The 25,441-nt window shown below is 35.2% G+C and carries 21 protein-coding genes; 14 read left to right on the plus strand and 7 right to left on the minus strand.

Annotated elements, in window-relative coordinates; all coding sequences use genetic code 11:
- Positions 1 to 306 precede the first annotated feature (306 nt).
- The 3 genes from B8W84_RS01625 to B8W84_RS01635 form a co-directional block, all read right to left on the minus strand.
- Positions 307 to 813, minus strand: a complete 507-nt coding sequence (locus tag B8W84_RS01625) for an RDD family protein (RefSeq protein ID WP_094751598.1) — start codon at positions 811 to 813, stop codon at positions 307 to 309.
- Positions 814 to 1,171: 358 nt separating this feature from the next.
- Complete coding sequence (locus tag B8W84_RS01630) at positions 1,172 to 2,404, minus strand: RidA family protein (protein ID WP_094751599.1); 1,233 nt, start codon at positions 2,402 to 2,404, stop codon at positions 1,172 to 1,174.
- A 388-nt stretch (positions 2,405 to 2,792) separates the two neighbouring features.
- Positions 2,793 to 3,683 (minus strand): DMT family transporter, encoded by an 891-nt coding sequence (locus B8W84_RS01635; protein WP_094751600.1) that lies wholly within the window; start codon positions 3,681 to 3,683, stop codon positions 2,793 to 2,795.
- Positions 3,684 to 4,003: 320 nt separating this feature from the next.
- Between B8W84_RS01635 and B8W84_RS01640 the strand changes: the two genes are divergently transcribed.
- On the plus strand, positions 4,004 to 5,008 hold the full coding sequence (locus B8W84_RS01640; protein ID WP_094751601.1) for an efflux RND transporter periplasmic adaptor subunit: 1,005 nt from the start codon (positions 4,004 to 4,006) through the stop codon (positions 5,006 to 5,008).
- The gene (locus tag B8W84_RS01645; RefSeq protein WP_094751602.1) at positions 5,008 to 8,121 is read left to right on the plus strand and encodes a multidrug efflux RND transporter permease subunit; all 3,114 of its coding nucleotides are present in this window, start codon (positions 5,008 to 5,010) and stop codon (positions 8,119 to 8,121) included. Before B8W84_RS01640 ends, B8W84_RS01645 begins: the two co-directional genes overlap by 1 nt.
- A gap of 27 nt (positions 8,122 to 8,148) precedes the next feature.
- Here B8W84_RS01645 and rsmD read toward each other — a convergent pair whose 3' ends face one another.
- On the minus strand, positions 8,149 to 8,757 hold the full coding sequence (gene rsmD, locus B8W84_RS01650; protein ID WP_094751603.1) for a 16S rRNA (guanine(966)-N(2))-methyltransferase RsmD: 609 nt from the start codon (positions 8,755 to 8,757) through the stop codon (positions 8,149 to 8,151).
- A 92-nt stretch (positions 8,758 to 8,849) separates the two neighbouring features.
- On the opposite strand from rsmD, the gene B8W84_RS01655 reads away from it, so the two are divergent.
- The 3 genes from B8W84_RS01655 to B8W84_RS01665 all read left to right on the plus strand — a co-directional run bounded on the left by B8W84_RS01655 (position 8,850) and on the right by B8W84_RS01665 (position 11,133).
- The gene (locus B8W84_RS01655) at positions 8,850 to 9,236 is read left to right on the plus strand and encodes a hypothetical protein (protein ID WP_180706015.1); all 387 of its coding nucleotides are present in this window, start codon (positions 8,850 to 8,852) and stop codon (positions 9,234 to 9,236) included.
- Positions 9,237 to 9,402: 166 nt separating this feature from the next.
- Entirely contained in the window at positions 9,403 to 10,251 is an 849-nt protein-coding gene (rpoH, locus tag B8W84_RS01660) for an RNA polymerase sigma factor RpoH (RefSeq protein WP_094751604.1), read from the plus strand.
- 57 nt (positions 10,252 to 10,308) lie between these two features.
- A complete protein-coding gene (locus tag B8W84_RS01665; RefSeq protein WP_094751605.1) occupies positions 10,309 to 11,133 on the plus strand; it encodes a prephenate dehydratase in 825 nt (274 codons plus the stop codon).
- Between the two features lie 34 nt (positions 11,134 to 11,167).
- Here B8W84_RS01665 and B8W84_RS01670 read toward each other — a convergent pair whose 3' ends face one another.
- Positions 11,168 to 12,292: a M14 family metallopeptidase gene (locus tag B8W84_RS01670; protein WP_094751606.1), complete on the minus strand. Its 1,125-nt coding sequence runs from the start codon at positions 12,290 to 12,292 to the stop codon at positions 11,168 to 11,170.
- A gap of 103 nt (positions 12,293 to 12,395) precedes the next feature.
- Here B8W84_RS01670 and B8W84_RS08000 point away from each other — a divergent pair, with 103 nt between their 5' ends.
- From B8W84_RS08000 to B8W84_RS01680, 3 genes are all read left to right on the plus strand, one after another.
- Entirely contained in the window at positions 12,396 to 12,554 is a 159-nt protein-coding gene (locus tag B8W84_RS08000; protein ID WP_180706016.1) for a hypothetical protein, read from the plus strand.
- A 265-nt stretch (positions 12,555 to 12,819) separates the two neighbouring features.
- Positions 12,820 to 13,626 carry a glutamate racemase gene (gene murI / locus B8W84_RS01675; protein WP_094751607.1) on the plus strand — a complete coding sequence of 269 codons (807 nt, stop codon included), beginning with the start codon at positions 12,820 to 12,822 and terminating at the stop codon, positions 13,624 to 13,626.
- A gap of 431 nt (positions 13,627 to 14,057) precedes the next feature.
- The gene (locus tag B8W84_RS01680; RefSeq protein ID WP_094751608.1) at positions 14,058 to 14,651 is read left to right on the plus strand and encodes an HD domain-containing protein; all 594 of its coding nucleotides are present in this window, start codon (positions 14,058 to 14,060) and stop codon (positions 14,649 to 14,651) included.
- 174 nt (positions 14,652 to 14,825) lie between these two features.
- On the opposite strand, the gene ald is transcribed toward B8W84_RS01680, so the two are convergent.
- Complete coding sequence (gene ald / locus B8W84_RS01685; RefSeq protein ID WP_094751609.1) at positions 14,826 to 15,938, minus strand: alanine dehydrogenase; 1,113 nt, start codon at positions 15,936 to 15,938, stop codon at positions 14,826 to 14,828.
- A 270-nt stretch (positions 15,939 to 16,208) separates the two neighbouring features.
- Between ald and B8W84_RS01690 the strand changes: the two genes are divergently transcribed.
- Complete coding sequence (locus B8W84_RS01690; RefSeq protein ID WP_094751610.1) at positions 16,209 to 18,260, plus strand: S9 family peptidase; 2,052 nt, start codon at positions 16,209 to 16,211, stop codon at positions 18,258 to 18,260.
- 393 nt (positions 18,261 to 18,653) lie between these two features.
- Positions 18,654 to 20,036, plus strand: a complete 1,383-nt coding sequence (locus B8W84_RS01695) for an L-cystine transporter (protein WP_094751611.1) — start codon at positions 18,654 to 18,656, stop codon at positions 20,034 to 20,036.
- A gap of 162 nt (positions 20,037 to 20,198) precedes the next feature.
- Here B8W84_RS01695 and B8W84_RS01700 read toward each other — a convergent pair whose 3' ends face one another.
- Positions 20,199 to 20,657 carry an RNA recognition motif domain-containing protein gene (locus B8W84_RS01700; RefSeq protein ID WP_094751612.1) on the minus strand — a complete coding sequence of 153 codons (459 nt, stop codon included), beginning with the start codon at positions 20,655 to 20,657 and terminating at the stop codon, positions 20,199 to 20,201.
- A 399-nt stretch (positions 20,658 to 21,056) separates the two neighbouring features.
- On the opposite strand from B8W84_RS01700, the gene lepA reads away from it, so the two are divergent.
- From lepA to era, 4 genes are read left to right on the plus strand one after another with little or no spacing between them, the layout of a single operon-like run.
- Positions 21,057 to 22,853 (plus strand): translation elongation factor 4, encoded by a 1,797-nt coding sequence (lepA, locus tag B8W84_RS01705; RefSeq protein ID WP_094751613.1) that lies wholly within the window; start codon positions 21,057 to 21,059, stop codon positions 22,851 to 22,853.
- A gap of 51 nt (positions 22,854 to 22,904) precedes the next feature.
- A complete protein-coding gene (gene lepB, locus B8W84_RS01710) occupies positions 22,905 to 23,825 on the plus strand; it encodes a signal peptidase I (RefSeq protein WP_094751614.1) in 921 nt (306 codons plus the stop codon).
- The gene (gene rnc / locus B8W84_RS01715; RefSeq protein WP_094751615.1) at positions 23,826 to 24,521 is read left to right on the plus strand and encodes a ribonuclease III; all 696 of its coding nucleotides are present in this window, start codon (positions 23,826 to 23,828) and stop codon (positions 24,519 to 24,521) included.
- On the plus strand, positions 24,518 to 25,420 hold the full coding sequence (gene era, locus B8W84_RS01720) for a GTPase Era (RefSeq protein WP_094751616.1): 903 nt from the start codon (positions 24,518 to 24,520) through the stop codon (positions 25,418 to 25,420). Before rnc ends, era begins: the two co-directional genes overlap by 4 nt.
- The last annotated feature ends 21 nt before the right edge of the window (positions 25,421 to 25,441 follow it).

The raw sequence follows: 25,441 nt of genomic DNA on the forward strand, positions 1-25,441 counted from the left end.
AAAAAGAATTTCTAGAATCATTAAAATGTGGTTGAATAATGAGTTAGTCGTTCTTGTCGATCGTATATCAGACGTTATAACTTCTGTTAACAGAGTTGGATATGTACTAATAATCACTTTAATCCTGAGTATTAGAGTATGAATAGGATAGACACTTAAAGAAAATGTTGTTGGAATTAAAGCTTTTATTTTGTATCTCGAGGGTAGGATAGCAAACACTGTAAACTTTTTAGATGCTAAGTCGGAAGTATTAATTCAGACCTAAAGTGTAATTTTGTATTGCTTTTATTTCTAATATGTATTTATTTAAATTTTTCTATTGTTAAGTTTCTTGCTTAATACCACTACTTTACATTCTGCCCAAAGATCTTGAAAGGCATTCTTATTAGGAAAAATAGCCATTAAATTACCTAATCCAAAAGCAGAAGTTGCCATGCGGATAAATGATTGCATTTGTGTAATATTCTGACCATTATTATTTTGTACGCGTAAGCGCCATGCTTTCATGCCCAGAGTTTGCCCTGCATGTGTCCAAAAATAACTATAAAAAGTAACGATAACTAAACCTAAATAGAAGGCAAAAAAACTATTGTGTGCTAAGTAGTCGGCAATATCTTGATAGGGGGTAATATCAATAATCCCTACTTTCGTTAAAATGATGATTAAGAGAATCGCAATACCTGTTGCCAGCATTAAAATGGCGCCAATGGCGAATAAATCATAAACAAAAGCAGCCATACGTCGCCATAGGTTGGCGTTAGGGCAACGTTGATATTCTTCGTGTAATGTAGTCGTCGGTGTTTTTTTAGGCATTATCATTCCTCAATAGTGAAGTGATAGTGTAACAAAGGATTTTTAGCTTGGCATCTATTTCGGTAACAGAGTAAAAAAGAGGCGTGCAATAACGCTAATTTCCTCTTTATATTTGTTTTGTTATTAATGAAATCATCTGTGTGGGAAATTGTGATGTGCTGTAGTTTACTGCCGATTAGAAATACCGCTTATTAGCGCAGTAAAATCCAGAAGTATTGATATATTACAAAGGTATTAAGCGTCTATTTTTATTAAAATAGGTAAGAATCTAGAGTTTTTGTAGATTCTTACCTTAATCTCGAGATTAAATAAATTTGATTTTGGTGTTTAAATTAAAATTATCATTATTTAATATCAATTATGCTGGAGTACCTTCACAGTTAGAAACGACTGCGTCAATTTGCACTAAAGCATTCATTGGCATACTAGCAACGCCAATGATTGTTATTGCTGGAAGATCGCCATTGAAGAATGTAGTGTAAACTTCGGTCATGGCATCCATGTCTGTGATATTTTTAAGTTGAACATTGATTTTAACGATATCATCCATAACGTGATCAACACTTTCAATAATCGCTTTGATATTTTTAAGACATTGCTCAGTTTGCTCTTTTGCACCACCCTCGATCATTTTATTCGTTTTTGGATTTAAAGGTAATTGGCCTGAAATATGATTGTAGTGAGAAAAAGCAATGGTATGTGAGAATGAAACTTTTGGTGCATTTTCAGTATTGCTTGCTTCAATTATCAGTAAGCGTGTATCTTCTGGAAGTTGAGGAGGTGTACCATCCCCATGGGCAATAACAGTATCAATTTGTACCAAAGCATCCATCGGTAAAGCGACAACGTTAATGGTTGTACGTGTAGGAGCATTACTTGGGAAGAAAGTCGCACAAACTTCGTTTACAGTTTCAACATCAGAGATGTTTGTAAGAAAAATAGTTGTTTTAACGACATGATCCATAACATGGTCGATACTTTCTAATATTGCTTTAATGTTATTTAAGCATTGTTTAGCCTGCTCTATAACACCACCCGTTACAAGTTTACCTGTTTTTGGATCGATAGGTAATTGAGATGAAAGATTATTGTAATGAGAAAATGCGACGGTCTGAGTCGAAATAGCGCATTTAAGTGCATTGTCAGTGTTTCTTGCATTTTTTATAAGAGCACAAGCTTCTTGTGGAGTCGTACCTTCGCCATTTGAAATAAGCGCTTCAATTTGTACTAAAGCACCTTTCATCGGTAAAGCCGCAACAGCAACAGTTGTTCGTGTAGGCAGGTAGTTTTGGAAGAATGTTTTATAGACTTCGTTTACCGCATCAATATCAGAGATATTGCTAAGGAATATAGTAATTTTAACTACATCGTCCATAACATGATCAATGCTCTCAATAATTGCCTTAATATTTGTTAAACATTGTTGTACTTGTCCTTTAATCCCACCTGTTACAATTTTACCCGTTTTTGGGTCGATAGGTAATTGCGCTGAAATATTATTGTAATGAGAAAAAGCGACAGTTTGTGTAGAGATAGAGCTTTTAGGTGCATTTTTCGTGTTTCTTGAAGCTTTTATAATATTGCCACTCATATGATGTTTTTCCTATTTTATATAGAGACGAATTCAATATTGAGAGCGGAGTATACGTAATAGGAATTAATAATCTTTGAAGCAACTCACAAAATAAATTATAAAAATCATTAAATGGAATTGATTTATAATGTGTTATGGTCGATAATTGCACATTTACTGTTGGTTTTTTAAGTGTGTAGTATGTTTTTTGAGTATAAAGAGATATAAATAAGCACATGTTTTTTGTTGCAATTCACTCATATAATTTTAGATGATATGTATCTGAATTGGGATGATAAATAGCAGTGTTTTCTTTGAGGTAAAAAAAGCAAGGATTAGAATGAGTCTAAGTTAATACTGAGCACTGTAGCAACAGGGTGGATGTGCCACAGTGCATTAAAGTATTTTATGTTTTTCTAAAGTTCAACCGACTAAATTTAGGCCAAGGAATTTGAGCGATAATAACCCCTGTAATGACAAGCATTCCCCCTATAATATGATAATCGTATAAGTTTTCAGACAGTAGTGTTACTGCGAGTGATATTGTTATTACAGGCAATAAATTCATGAACATCGCGCTATTATCTGCACCAATTAATTGAATAGACTTTACCCATAACCAAGGGGCAAGAATAGAAGCTAAGATAGATGCATAAGCAATCAAAGGTAGTGCACTGACAGGAGGGCTTAGGTGTGTACTTGAAAGCCAAAGAGGAGTTAAAAAAATCACTGCGAAAACGACTTGAGTGTAGATAAAAACCCAGTTTGATAACGCCATTTTCCAACGTTTTAGTAAAACACAATAAGCTGCATAAACAACAGATGCGATTAACATTAATGCATCACCTTGGTTAAGGGGGTTGTTGAAAAAATACAGAAGATTTCCTTCACCTAACATATAAGCAAGGCCAATAATCGAAATTAAAGCTGCGAGTATGGTGACTAGTGATAGTTTTTTTGCTAACAACGGGACACTTAAAAATATGGTAATTAAAGGTACGAGAGAAATAATCATCGACATGTTTGATGCGCTTGTCGTCAGACCAGCGTAATAGCCAAGAGATTGATTTAAGACCATGCCTAGCAATGCAAGAAAAGCAATTTTAGCTAAATTAGGTTTTATATTTGACCACTGGCGTATGCTTGCATGCAAACAAAAAGGGGTAAGTAGTAAAAAGGCAAAAAACCAGCGATAAAAACTCATCGCACTCGGCTCGATTACTGAGGCTGCCATTTTATTAATAATGGCATTGCCACCCCAGATCACAACAGTAAAAAAAGGTAATAGATAATTCATTTTCTTTCCAATAAGTAAATATTTTTTATGTGTTTAATTAAACGTGTTATTTGGTGTCGATACCAAAAATATTATAAACTGTTTTTATCTATTATCCTTTTAAAAAAGCATTATGTTAATGTTATTTAAAATCCAATCTGTATGGGATTGGCTGATAAGTCATATATTACAGAGGGTTGCTTTGGAATATATTCATCGTTGATTACAGCAACGTCAGGTTATTTTCGTATGTATTATTTGTCTGTGTTAGAGTTTCTACATAGAATGAACAGGGATGCATTATTGTATTATTAGCGACAGATAATAAAACGTGATTGTGTATGGCAAAGGTAATGCCTCCCACATCATCTAACCCTATTTCTGTTTACACTGAGCGTGTTAATATTCATGAAATATCGCCAACGCTGACATTAATTGGAAAACTTCAAGCCGAAAACTTTGTCAATATTGCTTCAGAAGTGATGGGAAAGGTAAGTAAAATATTAGTCTCTGCGGGTCAAGAAGTAAAAAAAGACGATCTATTATTGACTATCGATGATATGAAAGTACAAGCTGCGTTACTAGAAGCGCAAGCTTATTTTAAAGATGAAAATAGAAAATTAAAAGAATATGCTATTTTGGTTAAAAAATATGCGGTGACTCAAACGCAGATGGATGGACAGGCCGCGCAGGCCGATATTGCTTTTGCACGCTTAAAAAGTGCAAAAGCTGATGTTAGATTTTATTATATTCGTGCACCATTTTCAGGCACCATCGGTTTAATAGATTTTAGTCAAGGTAAAATTGTTTCAGCGGGTAGTGAATTACTCACTTTAGATGCACTTTCTATTATGCATTTAGATCTTAAAATACCAGAACGTTATTTAGCTCAATTAGTCACGGGATTAAACATATTAGCCACTTCGGAAGCTTGGCCTAATCAAGTTTTTTCAGGAAATATAATTGCCATTGATCCGCGTATCAATGCCGATAGCTTGAATCTACGTGTCCGCGTTGAATTTAATAATCCAGATAATAAATTAAAACCAGGTATGTTGATGTCCGCTGAAATTGTTTTCCCTGTTCTGCGGGAAATGATTATTCCGATGCAAGCATTAGAGTATCTGAGTACCAAAAGGTTTGTTTATGTGGTGGACAAAAAAAATAAAGTACATCGTCAAGAGGTGATCTTAGGCGCTCGAATAAAAGATAACGTCGTTATCAAAAGTGGCATTAATATCGGGGATAAAATTGTTGTTAAAGGTGTTGTTAATATGCGAGAGGGACTTGTCATCAAAGATTTAACGACAAACGTAGATGTAAAAAATAAAGCGGTTATTTTATAATGTGGCTTTCCGATACTTCGGTTAAACGACCTGTTGCAGCAATTGTACTGAGCTTACTTTTATGTATTTTTGGAAGCATTTCCTTTAATAAACTAAGCATTCGTGAAATGCCTGATATTGAAAGCCCTACCGTTACGATTATGACGCGTTATGAGGGTGCTTCTGCCTCTATTATGGAAAGTCAGGTAACCTCTATTATTGAAGATAATATTACCGGAATAAGCGGTATTGATGATCTTACTTCTGTCACACGTAACGGAATGTCTAGAATAACTATCACCTTTAAATTGGGCTGGGATGTTACCGAGGGCATTAGTGATATTCGTGATGTTGTTGCACAAGTACAAGATTCGCTACCAGATGAGGCCGATTCACCGATAGTATCTAAAGATAATGGCAGTGGTGAAGCGTCTTTATATCTTAATTTAACATCTAATAGTATGGACAGAACGCAATTAACTGATTATGCGCGGCGCGTTTTAGAAGATCGTTTTAGCTTAATATCTGGGGTGAGTGCCGTTGATATTTCTGGTGGTTTAGACAAAGTTATGTATGTCAAACTGTTCCCCGACTTGATGGCGGGGCGAGGGGTGACGACGGGGGATGTTCGCATTGCATTACAACAAGAAAATGTAGAAAACCCTGCTGGCGAAGTGCGAAATGATACGATGGTTATGTCAGTACGTACGGCGCGATTATATATGACAGTATCAGATTTTGAGTATTTAGTGATTCGTATTGCAAAAGATGGATCGCCGATTTATTTAAAAGATGTTGCTAAAGTATATATTGGCGCTAAAAATGAAAACTCATCTTACAAAAGTAATGGTGTCATTAATGTCAGTCTTGGTGTTATTGCACAATCAGACGCTAATCCATTAGATGTTGCCCAAGCAGTACATGCAGAAGTGCGTAAAATTCAAAAGTTTTTACCTAAGGGTACTGAACTTGTCGTTGATTATGATGCAACAGTATTTATTGATCAATCGATCCAAGAAGTATATAGCACACTGTGGATGACTGCGGGGCTTGTTATCCTTATTTTATATATTTTTATAGGACAAGTGAAAGCAACGATTATTCCTGCTATTACGGTTCCAGTCTCTTTGATTTCATCTTTTATTGTTGCAAATTATATGGGGTATTCAATTAACCTGATTACTTTGATGGCGCTAATTTTAGCCATTGGATTAGTGGTTGATGATGCAATTGTGGTCGTTGAAAATATATTTCATCACATTGAAAAAGGTGAAAAACCATTAGAGGCCGCTTATAAAGGCACGCGTGAAGTGGGTTTTGCGGTGATTGCGACAACACTTGTATTAGTGATGGTATTTTTACCTATTTCATTTATGGATGGAATGGTTGGGTTATTATTTACTGAATTTTCTGTATTATTAGCGACTTCGGTTCTCTTTTCTGCGCTTATAGCATTAACGTTAACGCCCGTATTATGTAGTAAAATATTACGCAGTAAAGAAAAGCCAAATCGTTTTAATGTGCTAAGTAATAAGTTATTCATAAAGTTAGAATCTTTTTACCGAAGAGTTTTAACGCGAGTTATGCGGTTAAAACCGTTTGCTCCCTTGGTTATTGTCGCTTGCTTACTCGGTTGTTATTTTTTGATATCCAAAGTACCTGCTGAGCTTGCTCCCCAAGAAGATCGCGGTGTATTATTTGCAATGATTAAAGGAGCAGAAGCAACGAGCTATAACCGTATGGTTGCTAATATGGACATTATAAGCGAGCGTTTAAGACCGTTATTAGGTAAAGGAACAATAAAATCATTTAGTACGCAAACACCTGCTTTTGGGGGCTCTTCGGGAGATCAAACTGGATTCGTTATCATTATTTTGAATGATTGGAGCACCAGAACGAACAGTGCACAACAAGCATTAAAAATCGTGTCAGATGCTCTGACGAATATTCCCGATGTTAAAATTTTCCCTATGATGCCTGGGTTTAGAGGGGGATCTAGCTCCCCTGTACAATATGTTCTATCCGGAACCGATTATACAGAGCTACAAAAATGGGCGGAAAAGTTACAATCTTTAGCGGATAAAAGTGGCTTAATTGAAGGTTTAGATCTCGATTACACTGAAAAAACACCAGAATTATTAGTTAATGTTGATAAAGATCGCGCTGCCGAACTAGGTATTAGTGTTAGTGAAATATCAAATACATTGGAGATAATGTTAGGGGGGACGAGCGAAACTAGTTATATTGAACGTGGTGAAGAGTACGATGTTTATTTACGTGGTGATGAAAATAGCTTTAATAATGAGGCCGATTTAAGTCAAATTTATTTACGCAGTGCATCGGGAGAGTTAATAACGCTTGATACTTTAGCTCGCGTAGAAGAAGTGGCCTCTGCAAATCGCCTTTCTCATTATAAGAAACAAAAATCGATAACGTTAAGTGGCAATCTTGTAGAAGGGGCAACGTTAGGAGAAGCTTTAGATTTTTTAGATAAACAAGCGATTACTTTATTACCTAAAGATATCACTATTGATTATAGTGGCGAATCAAAAGACTATAAAGATAACCAAAGTAGCATATTGATTATCTTTTCTTTGGCACTATTGGTTGCTTATTTAGTGCTTGCTGCGCAATTTGAAAGCTTTATTAATCCTTTAGTTGTGATGTTTACTGTTCCTATGGGTATTTTCGGTGGTATTTTGGGCTTAATTATAATGGGTCAGGGGTTTAATATATATAGTCAAATTGGCATGATCATGTTGATAGGTATGGTGACAAAAAATGGTATTTTAATCGTGGAGTTTGCCAATCAATTACGCGATAGGGGCCTTGCTCTAGAGCAGGCAATTATTGAAGCCTCAATTCGGCGCTTACGTCCTATTCTCATGACCGCATTTACAACGTTAGCGGGATCTATTCCGCTAATATTATCTACGGGAGCTGGGGCAGAAAGTCGCATCGCTGTCGGCTCGGTTGTTTTTTTTGGAATGGCTTTCTCAACATTAGTCACCTTATTAGTCATCCCTGCAATGTACCGTTTATTATCAGGAAAAACACATTCACCAGGTTATGTTGAAATGATATTAAATGAAGAGCTTCTAGCTTCAGAAAAAAAGGCTAAAAACGTTTCGTGATATGTTCATTTAAAATCTAGTCATGCTTTAATTTGTTTTTTTATAGAGTTGATATATGACCTGGCCTGTTGATTTTTCTTTGATTAATTCCCATGAGGAAGGCGGTGTAAACAGATCAATTTTTTTTTCCATTTCAACATAAATCAATGCATTCTTGGCTAAGTAAGCGTTGTTTTCCAGAGCATCACAACAAGGTTGTAATAAAGATTTGTTAAAAGGGGGATCAATAAAAACAATATTAAAGGGCTGTGTAGATCTTTGTTGTAAATAAGAAATACTATCTGTTTCAATAACGAGTGCATTTTCAATCTTTAAACTTTGTAAATTTAGTTTTAATTGTTGGCAAACTTGTTTATCGCGTTCGAGTAAAGTGACACTTTGCGCCGATCGTGATAGTGCTTCAAAGGCTAAACTTCCACTGCCACTGAAACAATCGAGACAGCGTGCATTGTGAATATCATACATCAGCCAGTTAAAAAGAGTTTCTTTTGTTCGATTTGTTGTAGGGCGCAAACCTTCGATATTAAGCACTGCAAGTTTTTTACCGCGCCACTTTCCTGAAATAAGGCGAATAAACCCGCTTTTTTTTGATTTAATGCTACGATCGTGAGATTTAACTTGATGATTTTTACCCATATAATTTTTAGTCCGCGCAGATAATGGTAATATAATAAAATAATAACTGCTATTTTAGCAGGTCAGATAGGTTGTGAGTAAGGTTTTAATTAATGTCAAAGAATAAAGGTCTATTTTCCTGGTTTGGGAAAAAATTAAAAAAAACGTCTACGCAAATAGCCGATGTAGATGAAAAAGCAAAATTATTTGAAACGCTTAAAAAAGAAGCGTTGCAAAATACGGATGAAAACATTGAAATTGTTTTATTTGATGATCCCGTTGACGTTGCGCGCATTGAAGTTGAGCGTATTGAAGCTGAACGTATTGAAGCTGAACGTATTGAAGCTGAACATATTGAAGCTGAACGTATTGAAGCTGAACGTATTGAAGCTGAACGTATTGAAGCTGAACGTATTGAAGCTGAACGTATTGCTTTAGGCACAGAAATGAATTTGATCCCAGAGGTTGAAGATGTTAAAAATCTTTTTTCATTATTATAAGATATGACTTGATTTTTTTAAATAAATGTTTTCCGGTAATCGTAGAGTGTTTTAGATTTAATTTTTGTTCTGGGCTACTTGTTGCATATTAAATGCGAACAGGTATATAATTATCAACTAATTTTATGGTGTTACTTGTTCGCAAAATTAAGATATAAGGGGTGATATGATTAAAAGCATCGATTCAATGAGTTTAGTTCCTCAAGGGAGCATAGAAGCTTATATTCAGTCGGTAAATAAATTTGCAATGCTTTCTGCCTCAGAAGAAAAAGAATTAGCAGAGCGATTATTTTATGATGGCGACTTAGATGCAGCTAAAAAATTAGTGATGTCACACTTGCGTTTTGTTGCTTATGTAGCCAAAAGTTATGCTGGGTATGGTTTAGCACAAGCTGATCTTATCCAAGAAGGTAATGTTGGTTTGATGAAAGCGGTAAAACGTTTCGACCCAACGGTCGGTGTTCGTTTGGTTTCTTTTGCTGTGCATTGGATCAAAGCTGAAATTCATGAGTATGTTATTCGAAATTGGCGTATGGTTAAAATTGCAACAACCAAAGCGCAACGTAAGCTTTTCTTTAATTTACGTAAAGCTAAAAAACGTTTAGGTTGGTTTAGTAAAGCTGAAGTTGAAAATGTAGCGAATAATTTGAATGTGAGTACTAAAGACGTACTTGAAATGGAATCTCGTTTAAATGGTCACGATTATTCTTTCGATTTAACTGGAGAGGATGATGATGAAAATTGTTATGCGCCAGTACAATATCTTGAAGATAAGAGTGCAGATGTCGCGTTGTTGGTTGAGGTTGAAAATTCTCAATCAAATTATAAGAGTAAATTATATTCTGCGTTATCCCTTTTAGATTTACGTAGTCAAGATATTATTAGTAGTCGTTGGTTAAATGAACCTAAAGCAACATTACATGATTTAGCCTCGCGTTATAGTATCTCTGCTGAGAGAGTTCGGCAACTAGAGGGCAATGCGATTAAAAAGTTACAGGCTAATATGCAACTTTAAATTTAAAAAGGTAAGCTAAGTGCTTACCTTTTTTGATCTTAGATCAGGTGTTATAACATGCCGAAAATAGCAACGTTAGGTCCTCCTAATACATTCTCAGATATTGCGACTCAGAAGTTTATTCGAACACAAGATATAGTGTATGAAATACAATATTTTAAGACTTTGTCCGAAACCTTTCAAGCAATAGGCACCGATTGTGAATTTGGTGTTTTACCCATAGAAAACTTATCTGAAGGTTATGTGCAAGTTGTTTTAGATAACCTACTTGATACCTCGTTAAGTTTGATTGCAGAATATTTATTGCCTATCCAGTTTTCCTGTGTGCGTTATGCAGCAAGTGATGTACAAATAACCGATATTTTTGTACAGTTTGTTGCGTATGGTCAGTGCTCGGAGTTTATTGAGCAGCAGGGTGATGTTTGTGTACATTATGTGCAGAGTAATATGAGCTCTTTAATTGAAGCGCAAAAAAAAGGTAAAGGTGCGGCGGCTATTGTACCTAAGCATGTGCTTAATACAGAGTCGTCGATGTGTTCATTTGTTGAAAATGTGACTAATTATGAAAACAATCAAACTCGATTTATAGTGCTGAGTACTGAGCCACTAGTGTATCAAGCTGGATATTGTTATAAAACGACTTTAGTGATTAAAAATGATAATGATTGCCCTGGTGTATTAGGTAATATTATTAATGCTTTTTCTGCACAAAAAGTGAATCTTACTTCTATCATGTCACGTCCGACCAAATCTCAATTTGGGCAATATCATTTTTTTATTGATATCGATGGACATCAAAAAGATGTGAATATCGCTATTGCGATTTTAAAAATAAAAAAGCAATATGCGATTCATGTTATAGGCTCTTATCGAAAAGCTTAACTTTTGTTAAGTTATATTAAAGTACTTCCGTTAACTAAAGTTTTTGAGTGCTTGTCCAAATGGCACTCAATACATCTTGACCCAAAGCAATACTCCTTTCTGCGGACCAGCCTTGTTTTTTATCTGGATGATTGCGATTATCCTTAAAAGGCATTTCTAAGGTAAAAGATAAGCATTTAAAATGCTCTGCTACCCAGTGTGAAGCAATAGTTAAATTAGCACAGCCGGGTTTGTTTTTAGTGTAACCGTATTTATCTTGAAATTCAGGAGTGATAGTTAGTAAAGCTTGCCGAAATAGATTTTCTGAGTTAGCCATCTTTTTATTATAAGATGGAATACCTTCGTTACCCGCTATAAAATTATAGGCAAGTGTTTCATCACCGTGAATATCTAAATACATATCTACACCGATTTCCATCATTTTCTTGCGTACAAAAAACACTTCGGGTGAAAGTTGCATCGAGGGTGAACCCCATTCACGGTTTAAATCAACGCCAATACTATTGCAACGTAAATGGCCTCTAATACCACCATCAGGGTTCATATTGGGCACAATATATAAAACTGCAACATCAAGTAAGGCATGTGCAACCGTGTCAGTTTGACTTAATAGGCGTAATAATAGCCCCTCGACAAACCATTCTGCCATCGTTTCTCCTGGGTGTTGACGGGCAGTTATCCAAATGTTTTTTTTTGTTTTACTTGGTCTTCCAATGCGTAATAGACTGATATTATTATCATCTAAGGTAAGACCTATAGTTTGTAACTGACAATTTGATTGTGTTTGTGCGTAGTGTAGTAAGTCTTGGTGGCGATCGTATGAATAGGGGGTAAAGTAGGCAAAGTATATAGAGTTATATTTAGGAGCAATGTGAAAACTTAAGGTATCACCATCAAATTTTGTTTTAATACGAAACCATTTTTTACGATCGTAAGAAGCAACAACATCATAATCTTGCCAGCCTTGAGAAAAAGCTGATTTTGCTAGGTCTAATATTTTAAATGAATGTTTTTTTTTAGGCTGACTTTCTAAACGGAAATAAAACCATTGCGATATATCGCTTTGGTTATCGGCAGGGATGCTCAGTTGGATATCATTGGCACATTCTGCGCTAATTATGTTTATATTTGCACTTTCGAAATTACTAAATATTTTCATTTTATACTCATTATTAAGGCATTTCGCCATTTAGTATATATTCAACGTTTTTTATACTTTACTCAAACGTGTTACATTTTCTATAAAATCACTTAGATTGTAATTGGTAAAATTTAAGCGTAAGGCGGAAGGTTTATTCTCTGGATCTGGATTAAATACAGGACAGGGAACAACTGCTATCCAGTGTTTAATTAGTATTTTAGCCAGTAAAAAAGTATTGCAAGGGAGCCGTGATAAACATATCGCCATTAACCGAGTTTAGTCTATAAATTTTTGACAGTTTCTTTTTTAATTCAGAAAATAAGACCTGACAACGTTTTTTATAAAGCGATTGTGTTTTTTTGATATAGTTATTAAAAATAAGGATGTTGCAGTAAGCTAAGCCGTAATATTAGTATACATAATATTGAACTTTATACTGCGAATATTAAAATAGTATTTCAAATGGTATAGAATTTACGTCGTGGAGTGCATCAATTTGCAGTATTATAGGCATATTATAAGTATGTCAGAAAAATAGGTAATGGATGTCAGTTAAACATATTTTAATTTTTGATTCGGGTGTCGGTGGCTTATCAATTTTTGAAGAAATAATAAAAAAAATGGACCAACTCAATTGTTATTATCTTTCTGATAATGCTTATTTTCCTTATGGAGAATTAAAAGAGGATGTCTTGATTCAACGGTTACTTTTATTATTAAGTGATTTTATAAAAAAATATCCAGTAGATTTGATAGTGATCGCATGTAATTCAGCGAGTACGGTGGCTCTACAAGCTTTACGTGAAAATTTTGATATACCTATCGTGGGAGTTGTTCCTGCTATTAAGCCTGCTTGTCAATTAACAAAAAATAATATAATTGGTCTGATAGCGACACCTGCAACGATTGCTCGAGAATATACGTCCTTGTTAATTCATAAATTTGCCTCACAAAAAAAGGTATTAAGCCTTGCATCAACTGCGTTAGTTAAGCTCTCTGAGCGCAAACTAAGTGTTCAATCGATAAATGAGTGCGTATTACAGCAGCAATTGAGGGCTATTTTTAAAGAATGGTTAATATTGCCTGTACGTCCAGATATTTTAGTGCTCGGTTGTACGCATTTTCCACTTTTAAAACAAGAAATTAAAACGTGTTTTGGCGGAAATATTAAATTAGTGGATTCAGGTGAGGCAATTGCAAAAAGGGTGCAGCAGTTGCTGCCGGTGAGTGGTTTAAAAAAAGAATCTCAACATCATGCTTTTTACACAAAAAAAAACAGGCAACAATGCGCGCTTGAGCATGCTTTTAAAATTAGGAAGTTTATTTCTTTTTCTTTATTTATTGCGTCATAGAAATTAATGTGTTTTTTTGTATCTTCTCTTTGAATATATTATTTTTTTATTAACAGAAATAGATGACAATTAAAACGATACCTAAGTAAAAGTTAGATACAGTTTAATTATTGGTGGTAGAAAAAGTAAATGCTGTATTTATTGGTAGTGTCATATAGGAAAATTTTATCGAGGCGTGAGCCTTTTCGACGCTAATAAAATACTTTTCTATCTTCCTGAATTTTTTAGCCTTGATAATCCTTTCGGATGTGTATTTGAGTCGCTGTGCTTAATCGGTTAAACTTAATTCACAAGGTCACATTAATATGTGACAGATGACTGGTGGCATGTAATCTATTGATTTGTAGGGTATTAATTAACGAATCTCATAAAGAAAAATGTAAAACTTATTTATATGTGGTTTATTACAAACTAAAATAAAGGATCCGTGTATGCAAGATCTCGCTCAGCAATTTGAATTTATTCTTGAAATCGATAAATTAAAGGCAATTTATCGTCAAACTTCCGTACAATGTGATAATTCTCGTGCTGAAAATAGTGCTGAGCATAGTTGGCATATTGCGCTCGCAGCACAAATATTAGAAGGGTATGCGGTTGAAAAAATCAATATAGATCGCGTGATCAAAATGTTATTGATCCATGACATTATTGAAATTGATGCCGGAGATCTTTTTGCATTTTCAGTAGCAAACGAGCATAAATTACAAGCTAAAAAAGAGTTGGCTGCTGCGCATCGATTATTTTCATTATTACCCAATGTACAGTATCAAGAGATGAAAAATTTATGGTTAGAATTTGAAGATGCAATCTCTGCGGATGCATGCTTTGCTAAATCAATCGATAGAATCTTACCTGTACTTTTAAACATTGCAGCACAAGGAGGAAGTTGGTTAAAGCATCAAGTTCGTGCAGAGCAAGTATTAGCGCGGAATATTTTATTACAGAAAAGCGCACCTAAATTATGGGCATACGTCAGTGATCAAGTTGCAATTGCAGTAAAAAATGGTTGGTTAATCAGATCTTAATATTTTTTTGTGCTGAGTAGTTATTTTTAGTGGTTATTTTGCATAAAAGTTAGTATTTAAATACATGAAATATTCACGTGTAAGATAGCGTTCTAAATAATATTTATATTAGTATTGGAATAAAAATGTTGCAATAATATTCATTGGTAAGAATTTATTGCAACACCTGTTTATTTAGATCACTAAAGCGGGTTCTTTATGCTCTAATTTATGCGCTTGTGCAACTTCTAAAAGAGTTATTTTACCTTGAAAAACATTAAGACCATTAAGTAAATGTTTATCTTGTCTAAAGGCTTCCCTATAACCGAGATCAGCAAGCTTTAAAACATAAGGTAAAGTTGCATTATTCAGTGCTTGTGTAGATGTACGAGCAACAGCTCCCGGCATATTTGCAACACAATAATGTACAATATCATCAACAATATAAATGGGATTTTCATGTGTGGTTGCATGCGAAGTTTCAAAACATCCGCCTTGATCGATTGCAACATCGACAAGGGCAGAGCCTTTTTTCATTTCTTTTATCATCGCTTTAGACACTAGTTTTGGTGCGGCTGCCCCATGGACTAATACTGCGCCAATAACAAGATCTGCGCTAGTGACATGTCTTTTTAGTGCATCTTTAGTTGAATAAATGGTACGAACTCGTCCATTAAAAAGTTCATCTATGTGTTGTAGTGCTGATATTTTTTTATCTAAGATAACAACATTAGCGCCCATTCCGATTGCCATTTGAGCCGCATTTTGACCAACAATTCCTGCGCCAATAATAACCACTTTAGCAGGTTCAACGCCAGGGACGCCTCCAAGTAATAAACCTGAACCACCATTTGATTTTTGTAGTGCAAAAGCTCCAGCTTGAATAGACATTCGACCTGCAACTTCTGACATTGGTACCAATAATGGTAATTGTCCTGCATCATTAGTGACCGTTTCATAAGCGATACAGATTGCACCACTATTCATTAATGCTTGTGTTTGTTTTAAGTCAGGAGCTAAATGTAGGTAAGTAAATAATATTTGCCCAGGACGCAACATCGCACATTCATTTTCTTGAGGTTCTTTTACCTTAATTATCATTTCGCTTTTCGCAAAAACTTCTGATGCGTTATTTAATATTTTAGCGCCGATATCAATATAATCTTGATCGCTAAAGTTGATACCCATCCCTGCATCTTTTTGTACAAAAACATGATGTCCGTGGCTAATAAGCTCAGCAACACTAGATGGAGTTAAACCCACACGATATTCATTGTTTTTTATTTCTGTAGGTACACCTATATACATATAAACTCCTATAAAATCGTAGACTTCTTTTTTGTTTAACAAGTTCGATTAGAATAAGTCCGCGTTTAAACACAGTCAAAAAGATAAAGATAAAAAGCTAATCAACCGCACACTTTTTGAGCTTTATTTTATTTAAAAGAGGGTTAAAGCAAAATAGACAATATGCATATTATTGACACCTGAAAAAAGGTGTGATCTATTCGTCTCTATTATTGGCAAGAGGAAAAAAATGCTACCATGTAATTATTGTTTTTTTAATGAGTTTTAAATATGGACCCTATTCAAGCACCGAGAGCAAAGAAAAAATCTTACCAGCATAAATGCCATGATCATATTCGCGAAGATGATTATTTTTGGTTACGGGATGATAAAAGAGAAAATTCTGAGGTTATTGCGCATCTCAATGCTGAGAATACTTATACGAACTCGGTAATGGAACCCCTACAAAAATTACAAAGTGAATTATATAATGAAATGGTAGCACGTGAAGAGCCGATGCTTGAATCTGTTCCATATTATAAAAAAGGATTTTGGTATATTTCACGTTTTGATGAAGGTAATGATCAACGCATCTATTGTCGTCGGAAAGAAACAATGGATGCACCCGAGGATGTGTATTTAGATTGTAATGAACGTGCGTTAGGGCATGAATTTTATGAACTAGGGGATTTAACCTTGTCACCTAACTCAATGATGATGGCCTATTCTGAAGATACGCTAAGTCGCCGTCAATATACTTTGCGCTTTAAAAATTTGCAAACCGGTGATGTATTATCGGATGTGATTGAAAATATATCTTCTGTTATTTGGGCAAACGATAACGAGACTGTTTTTTATGTGAAAAAACATGCGCAAACATTATTACCTTATCGTGTTTATCGGCACCGATTAGGTGATGAGGTTAAAAATGATGTACTTGTTTATGAAGAAAAAGATGATACTTTTTATCTCGATATTTATAAAACTCGTTCAGAGAAATATATCGTTATATGCATAGATAGCACGCAGACTTCAGAATGTTTACTATTAGATGCCAATAATAGTACGGGAGATTTTGAGTCTTTTTTACCAAGACAACGAGATCATGAGTATAGTATCGATCATTTTCAAAATAAGTTTTATATTCGCACTAATAGTAGCGGGAAAAATTTTGCATTAAAAACAACACAAACCATATGTAATATAAATACATCATCTTGGCAAACGATTATCGAATCACGTGTTGATATATTACTTGAGGGTTATGAATTAATGCATGAATGGTTAATAGTAGAAGAGCGTAAAGATGGATTACCATCGCTACGTCAAATTAATCATCAAAGCGGAGTCTCAATCACTTTGGAGTTTAAAGATCCGACATATACGGTGTTTAGTCATTATAATCCCGATGCAAATAGTACTAAGTTTCGTTATCAATATACATCGTTTACTACGCCTGCAAGTGTTTATGAATTAGATTTAAATAGCGGGGAAACGATATTATTAAAGCAAAGCAAAGTCATGGGAGATTATAATGCTGCTGATTTACATAGTGAGCGCGTATGGATAACGGTACGCGATGGGGTTAAAGTGCCTGTTTCTTTAGTGTATCGGAAGTCATTATTTGATAATAATAATCCTATTCTTATTTATGCATATGGTTCATACGGTTATAGCTTAGATATTGGCTTTAGTTCTGAAAATTTAAGTTTGTTAGATCGTGGTTTTGTTTATGCTATCGCGCATGTTAGGGGAGGGGAAGAGTTAGGTCGATATTGGTATGAAGAGGGTAAGTTGCTAAAAAAACAAAATACATTTAATGATTTTGTCGATGTATCAAAAGGTTTAGTTGAATTAGGTTACGCACATAAAGATCGCGTTTTTGCCATGGGGGGAAGTGCGGGTGGACTATTAATGGGGGCTGTAATAAATCAAGCGCCTCAACTTTATAAAGGTGTGGTGGCCGTCGTTCCTTTTGTAGATGTACTTTCAACAATGCTCGATGAATCAATACCTTTAACAACAGGAGAATATGATGAATGGGGTGATCCGAATGAGAAAAAATATTATGAATATATGTTGCAATATAGTCCTTATGATCAGGTGCAAGCACAAGATTACCCACATTTATTAGTGACGACAGGGTTACATGATTCTCAAGTTCAATATTGGGAACCTGCAAAGTGGGTTGCTAAATTGCGAGAATTAAAAACAGATAATCATCAATTATTGTTATATACCGATATGGAAGCTGGTCATGGAGGCAAGTCGGGAAGATTTAAACATTTAGAAGATACTGCACGAGAATTTTCTTTTTTAATTAATTTAGCAAATGATTTTTAAAGCGTTTCTTGTTATTTAAATAAGACTTAGATTCAAATAATAAGTGCATAACTTGAATAAGTAGAAAAAGTGGTCAGCTGAATATATGTTAATCACTTTTTCTCCGGCAAGAGATGCAACAATGAAAACATATAAACAACTGACCTATGAATATTTAAAAATCATTGAATATTTAATATTTAATATTTTGATAGAGGCTAAATATTTTTGTAAGGCAATGATTACGTGGTAGGTATTAGGCAATAATGTTCTATTTTACTCCTCATTATCGAGCCAGGTAACATCAATATTTGTTGCGGTTTTCTAAAACAAATTAAAATATAGATTTTGGTTTAAATACAAATTTGAAGCCAATTTAACTTAGGCACTTTAACCCTATAAATAGGACATTACATGGTATTAATGATTAACTTGGCGATATTTTCAGTGCTTCTTTTAATAACTTATTGGCAACAACGACAAAAAAAAACATTATCAAGATTAGTTTTAATTGCATTGATTCTAGGTACTTTATTTGGTCTTACTTTACAGTTCGTCTATGCAGATCAAAAAGAGATGATATTTTCAACATTGCTCTGGGTGAACGTTGTAGGTATTGGGTACGTTAGTTTTTTGAAAATGATAATCATGCCATTGGTCTTTGTTTCCATGCTTTCAGCGGTTGTTAAACTCGATAAATCGGGGGAATTAGGTAAAATTAGTTTTTTGACTATTGCCCTATTGCTATTTACTACGATGATTGCTGCTCTGATTGGGATAATGATAACACAAGGTTTTGGCTTGACCGCTGCGGGATTAACGGAAGGGTCAAGAGAGACCGCTAAAGCATTTGCTTTATCTGTGCGGATGGAGACGGTCAGCGCATTAACTATTCCGGATATGATACTGAGTTTCATACCCCAAAATCCATTTTTAGATTTAACCGGAGTACGCTCCACATCAATTATTGCGATTGTTATTTTTGCTGTATTATTAGGTATATCAGCGCGTAAGGTAAGTTTAGAAAATGAAAGATTAGCAACACCTATCATGCTTTTTGTTGATGCAATTCAAAGCGTCGTCATGCGCTTAGTTAAGATGATTATGACGTTAACACCTTATGGGATTTTAGCTTTGCTCACAAAAGTGGTCGCGAGCTCTAACGGGGCAGATATTTTAAATCTACTAGGTTTTATTATTGCGTCATACGTTGCCATCATATTGATGTTTGTGGTACATGGTGTATTGGTGTCAATATTTGGTATTAATCCCGTGCAATTTTTCAAGAAAATTTGGCCTGTATTAACGTTCGCTTTTAGTTCGCGAAGTAGTGTAGCTTCGATCCCGTTAAATGTAGAAACACAAATTAACCAATTAGGTGTCGCACCTATGATAGCTAATTTATCTGCAACATTTGGATCAACCATTGGGCAAAATGGTTGTGCGGGTATTTACCCTGCAATGCTTGCCGTTATGGTGGCACCAACGATGGGAATAGCGATTGATATCAACTTTATTTTGTCTCTGATTCTTATTGTGATGGTCAGTTCATTTGGCATTGCAGGTATCGGTGGTGGCGCCACGTTTGCAGCTCTAATTGTATTACCTGCAATGGGTTTACCAGTGGAAATCGTTGCATTACTTATTTCAATCGAACCCTTAATTGATATGGCCAGAACGGCGCTCAATGTAAGTGGATCAATGACGACAGGATTACTTGTTCAGCGGGTCATCGGTTGGGAAATTAAGAAACATCAAAGTATTAGCGAAAAGGCTAAGATTAAATGCCAAATGTAAGTCTTGATATATAAATTACTTCTTGAAAACATTAATGAAGGTTAATCAGTGTTTAAAAAACGCTTGTTGGCCTTTTTATTTAGTATTTGTGTGATGGGATAAAAGGCATTTAAAAAAGAATATAAACGTCAAAATAACGCTTATATTCTTGCATTTTTTTACTTAAACGTCAGATCTTGGCGTGCGTTCATTTGCTTCTCTAACTTTTAGTGAGCGCTCTTGAAATTCTTGCTCATTTAACGCGTCGATAGCACTCAGTGCATCTTTCTCTGGCATTTCAACAAAGCCAAAACCACGGCGTTTACCCGTGTGTTTATCTTTCATTAATCGAACTGAAAGTACTTTTCCGTGTTCAGAGAAAAGTGTTCTGATGGCGAGTTCATTCGCACGATAAGGAAGATTTCCTACATAAAGAGTAATCGTGTCAAAATTTACTTCTGCATTTTCATACTCTGTGTCATTTGTTTGAGTTGAACTCATAAGTTTAATAACTAAACCACTTAGTAGAGCGCCTATAGCAAACAATACCGCGCCATCAATAGGCGGAGAGAATTGAGAAATAACGATATAACCTAAAATCGCAACGGCGAGAGAGAGCAACACTGATGTGTTTGATTTCATAATAAAATAACCTCAAAGATAATATAAAATAATGGAAATTTTTTTTGATGCTTTTGACATGTGTCATCAATCATCCTTTAAAAAGTAAACGTATTGTAAGCTAAATTTTGAAAATTCGTTAACCTCTTTCATAAAAAAAGAATATACAGCATAAAGTATATTTTTATTTGTGAAATAGAGCATGCTCTATAAATACAATGATAGTCTTTTTTATCAACTTTGTTTTTTTTAGAAGGGATGAAATGGATACGACTTAGTGACTTTAATGATAGCGATCAAGTGTTAAATTGGGTAGAATGCATACTAAATAATATACCTAAGCTACTTGCTGGAACTGATCTTTTTAGGTGGTTTGGTTATAATATATCGTTTCCGTATTAATAAGGTATCAACCGCTTAATGAAAAATATTCGTAACTTCTCTATTATTGCTCATATCGACCATGGTAAATCAACTCTTTCAGATCGTTTAATTAGCTCTTGTGGTGGTTTAAGTGATCGTGAAATGGAATCACAAGTCCTAGATTCTATGGACATAGAACGTGAGCGAGGGATCACTATCAAAGCACAAAGTGTCACCTTAAATTATAAAGCAAAAGATGGTGAAACTTATCAACTTAATTTTATCGATACTCCTGGACATGTAGATTTTTCATATGAAGTTTCAAGATCATTAGCCGCTTGTGAGGGTGCATTGTTGGTTGTTGATGCGGGTCAAGGGGTTGAAGCGCAAACCTTAGCGAATTGCTATACAGCATTAGAAATGGATTTAGAAGTCGTACCTATTTTAAATAAAATAGATTTACCCGCGGCAGACCCTGAGCGTGTTGCAGAAGAGATCGAAGATATTATTGGCATTGATGCGACAGATGCCGTGCGTTGCTCTGCTAAGACAGGAGTGGGCATTGATTTGGTTTTAGAGGAAATTGTTCGTTGTATCCCCGCTCCAGAGGGCGATGTAAACGCACCACTACAAGCATTGATCATCGATTCTTGGTTTGATAGTTATCAAGGTGTAGTCTCCTTAGTGCGGATTAAAAATGGCCAAATAAAAGTTGGCGATAAAATGAAAGTGATGTCGACCTCAGGTGTACATCAAGTGCATAAAGTTGGCTGTTTTACGCCTAAGCAATTGGAAACGGGTATATTAAAAGCGGGCGAAGTAGGTTATGTGATTGCAGGAATTAAAGAAATACTTGGTGCGCCAGTGGGGGATACTTTAACGACCGTCAATAATCCTGCATTAAAAGCACTTGCTGGATTCAAACGTGTAAAACCGCAAGTGTATGCTGGGCTTTTTCCTGTAAGTTCAGATGATTATGAAAATTTTAGAGATGCATTAACGAAGTTAAGTATTAATGATGCTTCTCTTTTTTATGAGCCAGAAAATTCAACGGCTTTAGGTTTTGGTTTCCGTTGTGGTTTTTTAGGCATGTTACATATGGAGATCATTCAAGAGCGTTTAGAGCGTGAATATGATCTCAATTTAATTACGACTGCTCCGACGGTTGTTTATGAAGTTGAAACTGTCGACGGTAAAATTCACTATGTAGATAGTCCTGCAAAATTACCCGCGGTTAATGATATTCATGAAATTCGTGAGCCCATTGCAGAATGTAATATTTTAGTACCTCAAGAATACTTGGGTAACGTTATTACTTTGTGTATCGGTAAGCGTGGTGTGCAAACGAGTATGATTTACCACGGTAAACAAGTCGCGTTAACCTATCATATTCCGATGGGGGAAGTCGTAATGGACTTTTTTGACCGTTTAAAATCAACTAGTCGAGGTTATGCATCTTTAGAATATAATTTTGTAAAGTTTCAAATAGCCGATATGGTACGTGTTGATGTTTTAATCAATGGCGATCGTGTTGATGCATTGGCTTTGATAACGCATAGAGAAAATGCAGAAAATTATGGACGTCAATTAGTTGATAAAATGAAAGAGTTGATCCCAAGACAAATGTTTGACATTGCCATTCAAGCCGCTATCGGAGTAAAAGTTATTGCGCGAGCAACCGTGAGACAATTACGTAAAAATGTATTGGCAAAATGTTATGGTGGAGATATCTCACGTAAGAAAAAACTGCTTAAAAAGCAAAAAGAGGGTAAGAAACGCATGAAATCTATTGGTAATGTTGATGTACCACAAGAAGCATTTTTAGCTGTCTTACATATCGGTAAAGATAAATAATCATTGTTGTATAGGATGATTTTTAAACGTATAAATGCTTAAGGAATTAATATGGCTAATACATTTGCATTGCTATTAGTAGTTATCACTCTGCTTACTGGTATTGTTTGGGTGATAGATAAATTTAAATGGGGACCGGCTCGTAAAGAAGCCAGACACCTTGCACAACAGCAATCGAGTGTTGAACTGGATGAGAATACATTAGCAGGTATTCATCCAGAAAATATACTGATTGAGAATGCTCGTTCGCTTTTTCCAGTGATTGCAGTGGTATTTATATTGCGCTCATTTTTATATGAACCTTTTCAAATCCCATCGGGATCAATGATGCCAACGTTATTAGTCGGTGATTTTATTCTAGTTGAAAAATTTTCATATGGAGTAAAAGAACCGCTTTGGCAAAATACATTTATACCTGTTGCAGAGCCACAACGTGGTGATGTAGCTGTTTTTAAATATCCAGAAGATCCACGCGTTGATTTTATTAAACGAGTTGTAGGATTACCCGGAGATAAAATAGTTTATAAAGATAAGCAACTTTATATTGTTCCTGCTTGCACTAGTGCTGATTGTGGTTCTTATAAAGCACTGGATATGCAATATATCGGTGATAAAAAATATCATGATGAAGAAATGACGGTGCAAAGATATAATGAAATATTGGGTAGTGTCGCGCATGAGATTTTAATTAATCCATATCGTCGTGATCAAGTGGCATATTATTACAAACAAGATGATGTAAAAACATTTTCCTACGAATGGATAGTGCCTGAAGGGCATTATTTTATGATGGGGGATAATCGCGATAATAGTAAAGATAGCCGTTATTGGGGATTTGTACCAGAACAAAACTTAGTGGGTAAAGCGGTAGCCATTTGGATAAGTTTTGAATTTTATCGTGATCCTAATGACTTATTACCGACATGGATACCAAGTGGTGTTCGTTTTAATCGGATCGGCGGAATTAAATAGATGAGTAATAAAATGAAAGAGGCAGAACTGAGACGTTTAGAAAGACGTATCGGTTATAAATTTAATGATTTTTCGATATTAAAACAGGCGCTTACGCACAGGAGTGCGCTGGGGGCACATAACGAACGCTTAGAGTTTTTAGGCGATTCTATTTTAAGTTTTGTTATATCTACAGACTTATATTTACGCTTCCCTAAAGTCAATGAAGGTGATTTAAGTCGCATGCGTGCGACCTTGGTCTGTGGGAAAATGCTTGCTGAAATAGGACGTGAGTTTGAATTAGGTGATTCACTTATTTTAGGGCCTGGTGAATTAAAAAGTGGAGGTTTCCGTAGGGACTCTATTATTGCGGATGGTGTTGAATCTATTATTGGAGCCGTTTTTATTGATTCTGATATTGATAGTGTGAATCGTTTAGTTTTGGCTTGGTTTAATAGTCGTTTAACCACTATTGAGCCGGGAATTGGGCAAAAAGATCCTAAAACACGTTTACAAGAGCATTTACAATCACGTAAACAAGCTTTGCCTGTATATCAAGTTCTTGAAATTCGTGGTGAAGCGCATAATCAGAGTTTTACTATCAGTTGTATTATTGATGGAATCGAAGCCGTACAAGGGCAAGGCGCTAGTCGTCGGAAAGCAGAGCAAATTGCAGCACGAAAAATGTTAGTTGCATTATTAGGGGATAAAGCATGACTCAAAAATGTGGCTTAGTGGCGATTGTTGGTCGTCCAAATGTAGGTAAGTCTACTCTTATCAATGCATTATTAGGGCAAAAAGTTAGTATCACATCACGAAAAGCACAAACAACTCGGCATCGAATATTAGGTATTGATACGCGAGGCGAATATCAAACTATTTTTGTTGATACGCCGGGATTACATGTTGAGGAAAAACGTGCCATTAACCGCTTAATGAATCGGGCAGCATCAAGCTCGATTAATGATGTGGAAATGGTTATTTTTGTCGTAGAAGGCACTCATTGGAATGCTGATGATGAAATGGTATTAGGTAAATTTAAATATTTAACCTGTCCGGTTATTCTCGCTATTAATAAAATTGATAATGTAGAGGATAAAGAGTTGCTTTTGCCTCATTTAAAGGCACTTGGTGAGCGTTATAACTTTAAACATATATTGCCAATGTCTGCAAAAAAAGGCGATAACATCGAAAAGATTAGGGAGTGGGCACAACAAGCATTACCTGAATCTGAGTTTTATTTCCCTGAGGATTATATCACTGATCGTTCATCTAGATTTATGGCCTCTGAGATTGTTCGTGAAAAGTTAATGCGTTTTTTAGGCGATGAATTACCTTATTCTGTGACGGTTGAAATTGAGCAATTTAAGCAGAAATCGAATGGTATGTTGCATATTAATGCTTTGGTTTTGGTAGAGCGAGAAGGGCAAAAGCGTATGGTTATAGGTAATAAAGGTGAAAAAATAAAAGCCATCGCTACCCAATCACGACTTGATATGGAAGCATTATTTGATGCCAAGGTATATTTAGAAGTTTGGGTGAAAGTGAAATCAGGTTGGGCTGATGACTTACGCGCATTGCATAGCTTAGGCTACGGTGATGATTATAAACAGTAAGTTAAATATGCGATATTAATA

This window comes from Psychromonas sp. CD1, from assembly GCF_002239585.1.
Lineage (GTDB): Bacteria > Pseudomonadota > Gammaproteobacteria > Enterobacterales > Psychromonadaceae > Psychromonas.

Coding starts and splice junctions, on each gene's coding strand:
- B8W84_RS01625 (WP_094751598.1), bottom strand. CDS start 813: ATGCCTAAAAAAACACCGACGACTACATTACACGAAGAATATCAACGT.
- B8W84_RS01630 (WP_094751599.1), bottom strand. CDS start 2,404: ATGAGTGGCAATATTATAAAAGCTTCAAGAAACACGAAAAATGCACCT.
- B8W84_RS01635 (WP_094751600.1), bottom strand. CDS start 3,683: ATGAATTATCTATTACCTTTTTTTACTGTTGTGATCTGGGGTGGCAAT.
- B8W84_RS01640 (WP_094751601.1), top strand. CDS start 4,004: ATGGCAAAGGTAATGCCTCCCACATCATCTAACCCTATTTCTGTTTAC.
- B8W84_RS01645 (WP_094751602.1), top strand. CDS start 5,008: ATGTGGCTTTCCGATACTTCGGTTAAACGACCTGTTGCAGCAATTGTA.
- rsmD (WP_094751603.1), bottom strand. CDS start 8,757: ATGGGTAAAAATCATCAAGTTAAATCTCACGATCGTAGCATTAAATCA.
- B8W84_RS01655 (WP_180706015.1), top strand. CDS start 8,850: ATGTCAAAGAATAAAGGTCTATTTTCCTGGTTTGGGAAAAAATTAAAA.
- rpoH (WP_094751604.1), top strand. CDS start 9,403: ATGATTAAAAGCATCGATTCAATGAGTTTAGTTCCTCAAGGGAGCATA.
- B8W84_RS01665 (WP_094751605.1), top strand. CDS start 10,309: ATGCCGAAAATAGCAACGTTAGGTCCTCCTAATACATTCTCAGATATT.
- B8W84_RS01670 (WP_094751606.1), bottom strand. CDS start 12,292: ATGAAAATATTTAGTAATTTCGAAAGTGCAAATATAAACATAATTAGC.
- murI (WP_094751607.1), top strand. CDS start 12,820: ATGTCAGTTAAACATATTTTAATTTTTGATTCGGGTGTCGGTGGCTTA.
- B8W84_RS01680 (WP_094751608.1), top strand. CDS start 14,058: ATGCAAGATCTCGCTCAGCAATTTGAATTTATTCTTGAAATCGATAAA.
- ald (WP_094751609.1), bottom strand. CDS start 15,938: ATGTATATAGGTGTACCTACAGAAATAAAAAACAATGAATATCGTGTG.
- B8W84_RS01690 (WP_094751610.1), top strand. CDS start 16,209: ATGGACCCTATTCAAGCACCGAGAGCAAAGAAAAAATCTTACCAGCAT.
- B8W84_RS01695 (WP_094751611.1), top strand. CDS start 18,654: ATGGTATTAATGATTAACTTGGCGATATTTTCAGTGCTTCTTTTAATA.
- B8W84_RS01700 (WP_094751612.1), bottom strand. CDS start 20,657: ATGAAATCAAACACATCAGTGTTGCTCTCTCTCGCCGTTGCGATTTTA.
- lepA (WP_094751613.1), top strand. CDS start 21,057: ATGAAAAATATTCGTAACTTCTCTATTATTGCTCATATCGACCATGGT.
- lepB (WP_094751614.1), top strand. CDS start 22,905: ATGGCTAATACATTTGCATTGCTATTAGTAGTTATCACTCTGCTTACT.
- rnc (WP_094751615.1), top strand. CDS start 23,826: ATGAGTAATAAAATGAAAGAGGCAGAACTGAGACGTTTAGAAAGACGT.
- era (WP_094751616.1), top strand. CDS start 24,518: ATGACTCAAAAATGTGGCTTAGTGGCGATTGTTGGTCGTCCAAATGTA.